The sequence below is a fragment of the Actinoplanes sp. ATCC 53533 genome (genome assembly GCF_003947245.1).
Map to the genome: position 1 here is coordinate 1 of NZ_QHHV01000337.1, position 7935 is coordinate 7935.

The 7935-nt window shown below is 65.4% G+C and carries 5 protein-coding genes; 4 read left to right on the plus strand and 1 reads right to left on the minus strand.

Annotated features, from left to right (window positions below; all coding sequences use genetic code 11):
• Positions 1-449: 449 nt before the first annotated feature.
• The 3 genes from DMB66_RS56365 to DMB66_RS66385 all read left to right on the plus strand — a co-directional run bounded on the left by DMB66_RS56365 (position 450) and on the right by DMB66_RS66385 (position 5912).
• Positions 450-4697: a polymorphic toxin-type HINT domain-containing protein gene (locus tag DMB66_RS56365; protein WP_125812228.1), complete on the plus strand. Its 4248-nt coding sequence runs from the start codon at positions 450-452 to the stop codon at positions 4695-4697.
• Positions 4672-4986, plus strand: a complete 315-nt coding sequence (locus tag DMB66_RS56370) for an Imm53 family immunity protein (RefSeq protein WP_199753230.1) — start codon at positions 4672-4674, stop codon at positions 4984-4986. The genes DMB66_RS56365 and DMB66_RS56370 overlap by 26 nt, the downstream gene beginning before the upstream one ends.
• Before the next feature lie 440 nt (positions 4987-5426).
• On the plus strand, positions 5427-5912 hold the full coding sequence (locus DMB66_RS66385) for a transposase family protein (RefSeq protein WP_370321341.1): 486 nt from the start codon (positions 5427-5429) through the stop codon (positions 5910-5912).
• Positions 5913-6435: 523 nt separating this feature from the next.
• On the opposite strand, the gene DMB66_RS56380 is transcribed toward DMB66_RS66385, so the two are convergent.
• The gene (locus tag DMB66_RS56380; protein ID WP_125812230.1) at positions 6436-7320 is read right to left on the minus strand and encodes a CHAT domain-containing protein; all 885 of its coding nucleotides are present in this window, start codon (positions 7318-7320) and stop codon (positions 6436-6438) included.
• Here DMB66_RS56380 and DMB66_RS56385 point away from each other — a divergent pair.
• The coding region (locus DMB66_RS56385; RefSeq protein WP_125812232.1) for an IS6 family transposase at positions 7314-7935 on the plus strand (622 nt) is incomplete at its 3' end. The two genes, DMB66_RS56380 and DMB66_RS56385, sit on opposite strands and share 7 nt — an antisense overlap.

Consider the following 7935-nt stretch of genomic DNA (forward strand, 5'->3'; position numbering starts at 1 on the left):
ACGGGCTCAGTAAGCAGAGCCGCAAGACGTGGGACCAGTTCCGTGGGTATGCGAGCGTCTCGACACAGGTCGGCGACGCGGAGAAGACCCTCACGACCACGACGTACATGCGGGGCATGCACGGCGACCGGAAGGCGAAAGCCGGCGGGACCACCACGGTCACCGTGCCGGCGTCGATGGGCTCCGAGACCGTGTACGACGAGGACCAGTTCGCGGGAATGGTCCGCGAACAAGTCGTCTACAACGGCACCACCGACAAACCGGTCAGCAAGACGGTCAACGTTCCCTGGCGTTCCACGCCGACAGCGTCACGCACCATCAACGGCGACACCGTCACCGCCCGCTACACCGGCACCAAGACCACCTACCAAGGGACCGCACTGGGTGTCAACGGCTCCCGCGGGTGGCGGGTGACCAGTTCCCGCAGCGAGTTCGACGACGACTACGGCGTGGCGACCTCGGTGCAGGACAACGGTGACACGTCGAAGTCCGGCGACGAGAAGTGCACCACGACGACCTACAACCGCAACACCGCTCCTGAGGTCAACATCGTCACCCTGCCCAAACAGGTGACCATCACGACGCTGCCGTGCGGAACCGCCCCGACCAGCCCTGACCACATCATCTCCGACTCCCGGACCTTCTACGACGGCGCCAGCAGCACCGCGACCGCCCCCACCCGCGGAGACCTGACCCGCACCGACGTCCTCAAAGGCTGGACGGCCGCGGCCGGCACCACCTGGCTGACCACCGCCAAGGCGACCTTCGACCCCTTCGGGCGCCGGCTCACCGCCACCGACCCGGTCCGTGGCAACACCACCACCTCGGACTACACCCCGGCCGACAGCATCACCACCAAACGTGTCGACACCATCAAACGCGCCGACACCACCCTGCCGGCCTGGACCACCACCACCGAGTTCCACCCCGCCTGGGCGTCACCCACCAAGATCACAGACCTCAACAACCGGATCAACGAAGCCGTCTACGACCCGCTCGGTCGCACCTCGCAGGTCTGGGAACAGGGCTGGCCACGCGCTGATCACGGCACCACACCGTCGATCACCTACACCTATGCCTTCGACCCGGAACGCAAGCAGTATCCGTACGTCAAAACCGAAGCCCTGAACGTCAGCGGCGGAACCGACGTCACCTACGACATCTACGACGGGCTGCTCAGGCCCCGACAGACCCAGAAGGAATCCGCCGTCGACGGGCTCCGCGTCGTCACGGACAACCTCTACGACCGCCACGGCCGCATCGAGATGTCCTTCGGCGCGCACTCCGAACCCGGCGCACCCTCCGGCACGCTGTGGTCCGAACCGGAATGGTCCGTACCGACACAGACGCTGAACCTCTACGACCGTGCCGGTCGGACCACCGTCTCCATGTTCCGCGCCGGCGACGACGTGGCCAACATCGTGGAGAAATGGCGCACCACGACCACCTACGAAGGTGACCGGACCACCGTCGTGCCGCCCAAGGGAGGCACCCCGTCCACCACCGTGACCGACGCCGACGGCCGCACCATCGAGCTGCGCCAGTACACCACCGCCTCCGGACCGGCCGGCGCTTTCGAGGGCACCACCTACGCCTACAACGCCAAGGACCAACTCGCCTCCGTCACCGACTCCGGCGGCAACCAGTGGGCGTACAAGTACGACATCCGTGGCCGCCAGACCGAAAGCGTCGACCCGGACAAGGGCAAGTCCCAGTCGAGCTACAACGACGCCGGTGATCTCACCACCAGCACCGACGCCCGTAACGAAGTCCTCGCCTACTCCTACGACGACTTCGGCCGCAAGACCGGCCTGTACGACGACACGGTCACCGACGCCACCAAACGCGTCGAGTGGAAATACGACAAACTCGCCAGCGGCGCTCCGATCAAAGGCCAGCTGACCGAGACGATCCGCTACGACAACGGCAACGCCTACAAATGGCAGGCCCGCGCGTTCAACCTGCGCTACCAGATCACCGGCGAGCAGTGGGTCATCCCCGCCGCGGAGACCGGCCTGGCCGGAACCTATGGCTATGCCCACGGCTACTCCGACTACACCGGTGCCCCCACGACCCTGACGTACCCGCCCGGCGGCGGCCAGGTCACCGAGACCGTCACCACCAAGTACGAGCCCAGCACGGGGCTGCCGATCGGCCTCACGACCAACCTGCCGACCATCTCCACCTACGTCACCGGGCAGCAGTACACCGCCTACGGCGAACCGACCATCACCACCCTCAAGATCGCCAGCGGTGAATACGCCGAACAGAGCCTGTCCTACGACCTCAACACCCGCCGCGTCACCCAGGCCAAGGTCAAGCCGAAGACCGCCGCCGGCACCGTATCGGACCGGTCCTACACCTACCAGGACGCCGGCAGCCCGCTCTCGATCACCGACACCCCAGGCGTCGGGCAGGCAGACAAGCAGTGCTTCGGCTACGACCACCTGCAACGACTCACCTCCGCATGGACACCCGCAGCCGACACTGCCTGCACCACCGCCGCGACCACTCCAAATCTCGCGGGGCCCGCCCCGTATCGCCTCGAGTGGGAGATCGACAAGCTCGGCAACCGCTCCAAAGAGATCTCCAACACCGGTACGGGAGACACCACCCGTTCCTACGCCGTTCCCCAGCCTGGCCTCAACGTCGTACGCCCGCACGCGGTCACCGCGATGACCACCACCGCACCGGGCCAAGACCCCGGCACCGGCACCACCGTCGCCTACGGCTACGACGCCACCGGCAACATGGAAACCCGCCCCGGCACCACCGCCGCGCAGACCCTCACCTGGGACGCCGAAGGCAAAGCCGTCAAGGTCGTCGAAGGCAGCCAGACCACCAGCAGCCTCTACGACGCCGGCGGCACCCGCCTCATCCGCCGTGACGCCGGCGGCGCCACCCTGTACCTGCCCGGCATGGAGATCCGTCGTGCGGTCTCCGGCAACACCGCGACCCTGACCGGCACCCGCTACTACAGCTTCAACGGCGCAACCATCGCCTCACGCACCACCGCCACACAGAGCCTGACCTGGCTGTTCAGCGACCACCAAAGCACCCAACAGATCGCCGTCAACGCCTACAGCCAGCAAGTCACCATCCGCCGGCAACTGCCCTACGGCGACCCACGCGGGCCGAAGACCATCTGGCCAAACAACAAAGGCTTCGTCGGTGGCGACATCGACCCCACCGGCCTCACCCACATCGGAGCCCGCGAATACGACCCACTCCTGGGCCGCTTCATCTCTGTCGACCCCGTCCAAGACCTCAACGACCCCCAGCAATGGAACGCCTACTCCTACTCCGGCAACGACCCCATCGGCCACAGCGACCCCACCGGCCTGCGCGGCGACGACGCCTACTACGGCAACGTCGGCGCAGGCAAAAAGGAAGGCGTTGAAAGCGGCGGTGGTGGCAGCGGCGGTGGTGGCAGCACTGGCGGTGGCACCGGCACCGGCACTGATACCGGCACCGGCGGCGGCAATGGCGGCAACGGAAACGGCAGCGGCGGTAGTACTGGCAGTTCAGTCAAGGGCGCTGGTGTCGCCATCATCAAAGGCACTGTCGACGCCGCCTACGACGGAACCTGGGGCGTCATCAACGGCTTCAAGTCCTTGATCGCCAGCACCCGCGACCAAGCCGAAGCGGACGCCGCCGCCATCAACAACGGCGACATGACCATGTGGCAAGCACTCTGGGGCCAAGCCAAACGCTCATTCCACATGCCAGGAATGGCAGGCGGCACCTGGGACACGTTGGTAGGCCTCTATAGGGATGGAGCGGCCGTCGTAAGCGCTGACAGTGTCGAGGAAGCCGCTTACCACCACAGCTATCTGGTCACGACCGTAGCGATGATGTTCGTAGGTGGCAAAGGCGCCAAGGGTGCAGCCCCTCGCAGCCCTCGGGGGGCGCTATCTGAAGGCCTCGAAGGCGCCGGGACTGTCGCCAAGAAGTGCAATAGCTTCACCCCGGGCACGTTGGTGCTCATGGCGGACGGCACAAGCAAGCCCATCGGGGATATTAGGCAAGGCGATCAAGTCGTCGCCACCGATCCGCTGACCGACCGTACCGCGAGCCGTGCCGTTACCGCGACCCACGTCAACGACGATGCCGAATTCACCGATCTCACCGTCCGGACTGCGGCAGGCACAACGGCCGTCATCAACACGACGCAGGAACACCCCTTCTGGGACGAAATTCACAAATCGTGGCGTAATGCCAAGGAACTTGGCGCTGGTACACGGCTTCGTGCCTCCGACGGATCTCATGCTGTAGTCGTCTCGGTGCGGTCCTACGAGGGTCGCCGCTTCATGTACAACCTCACGGTTGCGGACATCCACACGTACTATGTATTGGCTGGCAATATTCCGGTCCTGGTGCACAACGACGACGGCGGCAGGGGGCGGCCGGATCGGCTACGACCCGACTATAATGCCGAAGGTCCGCACACGACCTTCAGTCGGGACGGCACGACCGGACAGGTCAAGAAGTGGGCAACGTGGATTCCGCAAACAAACCCACACAACCCTGCACCATGGGAAATGGTCGAGCGTTTCGATCTGCAAGGTCCTGCACATGTCAATAGAGATGGCACGAGGGTGCCGACACCGCACATCAACTCGCCGAACGGTGGCGACGCTCGTCCGGCCGAGCCATGGGAGATTCCTGGAAGTGGTGCTTCCCGACCGAGTTGCTGATGACTATTTCGACTATCTCGCAAACTGGTATGCCGCCCAGTGCGATGACGATTGGGAACATGAGTTCGGCATCAGGCTTCAAACGCTCGATAATCCTGGTTGGAATCTCCAGATCGATTTAGTGGGAACCGAACTGGAAGGGCAGGTCCTAGGGATGACGAGGCGAGATCTTGAAGGCGGTGGCTGGATCGTTGTCGCAGCTGACGGAGCATTGTTCGAAGTTAGCTGCGACCCGATGTCGCTGCGTTTGGCGATCCACGAGTTCAAGCAGTTGGTTGAATCGGATTGAAGGAGGGGTAGAAAAGGAGTAGCTATTCACCGGGGTCGGGTGAACTTCCAAGCTGTGGCGTGACGGCGGTGTCTTCAGGGCGCGTTCGTCGTTCCATGGGTCATGGCCGTCGATCCGTTGCTGTGTTCGCGTGAGGAACTGCTTGTTCTTCTCGCGGGTCAGACGATGCTGATCGAAGGGCTTGAGGCGTAGGTCCAGGCCTTGCAGGTCCAACAACGGACGCCAGCCGTGGGCCTGGCGAGTCCTGGCCGCGAACAACCACGTCGTGTCAGCGCTCACGTAGTTCGGTTCTGGCGATGATCTTGTGGTGGTCGGTGCTGGCGTGTCGGTCGATGTCCGATGTGGACTGTGGTAGCTGACCACGGTGCGATCTTGAGCGGTTGTTGCCGCATCTGGCGGAGGTCACGGTCGATGGGATCCACGAGTCCGCCGGCCGGATCGTGATCGAGGCCCGGTCGGGCCGGGACCGGGCAGCCTGTCCGGGTTGCGGTACCGAATCGGCGCGGGTGCACGGCCGCTACCACCGGTGGCTGGCGGATACCGCCCTCGCCGGGCGGCCGGTCGTGATCCGGCTGCTGGTGCGCCGGCTGGTCTGCCGCGAGGCCGCCTGCGCTCGGGTCACGTTCGTCGAACAGATTCCCGGCCTGACCAGGCCGCACTCGCGATACAGCCCGCCGTTGCGGGCGGCGTTGACCGCGATCGGAGTAGCCCTGGCCGGGCGGCCAGGCGCCCGGGTCGGCCCGACACGCCGCCCCCACCTCCCGGCCGAAGAGATGATCATGACCGTCGGCGGCCCTGGGAGCGGCTATTTATCAGGCTCTCAGCGAAAAACGCACCCTTACGTGAGTGCCGACAGAGGAGCAGGTTGGTGCCCCACGTGCAGATTCCGAGACGCGGACTCAACGGCGGCCGGTCTCCATCGTTGAGCTGCATAAACATGGTCGGGGTGCAGGGTGATCTCGATGGCAGGGCACCAACCTGCGCTAACAGCCCGCCGCCAGACGGCGCCGGGTACCGCGCTGGTGCCCCCCGTTTACCCCCCGAAAACCCCTGCAAAGCGGTGACCTTCGGTGACAGACGTTGACAAGTCCTAGCCCATGTTTACGCAGGTCAGTGACTACTTTCGATGATCAGTGACAAGTCCGGGGCCGTGACGTTCGCATCGAGGGGGTCAGGGGTTGACAACAAATGACAAGCCGCGATGAAGGTCGAGAGTAGGAGGTCGTGGATTCAAATCCCCTCGTTCGCGACGAGCAACTTTGCCCTGACGCCGACGCGTGGTGCTGGAGATTCGGTCAAACCCCGAACGTACCGGATGGACCCGCTTCTCCGCGACCACGAGGCGATCGACCCACGTCGCCACGCGGGACCCGAGGCGAGGCCCGCGCGGTCGACGACATCGCGAGCAGCGGCATCAGCAAGGTGCTGATCACTGCGTTCGTTGCGGACCTAGGTCGTGGTGTGTCGGTTCGTGACTTGATCGTCGGGGCCTGGCGGTGTGTAGCCGGTCGCAGTGTAGGCGGCCCAGTGGACCGGGTGGGAGTAGTCGATCCGGGTGCCGCGCAGCGCTTGCCGATCGGTGCGGAGACGTTGACGGGTCCGTTCGTCGAGGACGTCCATCCCGGCCAGTCGGTCGGCCCGGTCGAGCAGGTGAGCGAGGTCGGCTCTTGACGCCTTCCGCAGTGCCCGCTGCGCAATGCGCAGTGCCCGCGCCGGCTCGTCGCGGCGAAGGTGGGTGTAGTACTGGTCAACAAGGATGGCGGCGGGTGCCTCGGCGACCGCCCATTGCGTGCTGAGCACGGCTGCGCTGCCGGCGAACAGGAACCCGCTCGCGATGCCGAGGTGTTCGTCAGCTGGTTCGGTGTGGTCGGTCATCGCTGTTTCGCAGCCGGACAGGACGACGTTTCCGCCGGCCGGTACGGGCACGTGTTCGTCAAAGAGGCTCCCGAGGACGAGAGCGCCGTCGGCGAGTTCGATCCGGGATTCGAGCGGGTCGTCGCGGCTGTAGGCGGCGTGTCCGGCGTAGTGGCAGGGATCCGCGTCCCGGGCCGCGTCCGCCCATCGACCGCTCGTGGCGTTGGCTCCGGTAAGGATCCGGCCGCTATCCGGCGTCGGGTGGATCGCGAGCCCGTCGAGGCGGGTCATGGGCAGGTCGCCCGTGGGGTCGAGCAGGGCCAGCGGACGCCGCGGTGCGGCACGGTCTGCGGTGTCAACCCGCTGCCGGCAGATGTCGAGTAGCGTGAGGCTCGGTGGGTCTGTTGCATTGGTTGATCGGTGGATCGAGGCATGCTTGACCTGTGCTGCTCTCTTCCCGTCCTCGTCCCTCGCTGCCACCTGGCTCGGCCTTCACGGGCTTCCGGTTCCCGGCCGAGGTGATCGTGCTGGCGGTGCGCTGGTACCTGCGCTACGGCCTGTCCTACCGGGACGTGGAGGAACTGCTGGTCGAGCGTGGTGTTGAGGTCGACCATGTCACGGTCTACCGGTGGGTGCAGCGGTTCTCGCCGCTGCTTGCCGAGACCGCTCGGTTCTGCCGCCACTCGCCCGGCGACCGGTGGTTCGTGGACGAGACGTACGTCAAGGTCAACGGGGTGTGGCGTTACGTCTACCGGGCCGTTGACCAGTATGGGCAGGTCATCGACGTGCTGGTCTCGATGCGCCGCGACGCCCAGGCCGCGCGCCGATTCTTCCGCCGGGCGCTGGCCACGCTGAAGGTGATGCCGAGCGAGGTCGTCACCGACGCGGCGCCGGTTTACCCAGCCGTGCTCGACGAATTGATCCCGTCTGCATGGCACCACGTCGAGCGCTATGCCAACAACCGGATCGAAGCCGATCACGGCCAGCTCAAGCACCGACTGCGACCGATGCGCGGCCTACGAACTGACCGCACCGCCGGCGTCGTCATCGCCGGACACGCCTTCATGCAGAATCTTCGGCGCGGTCACTACGAGA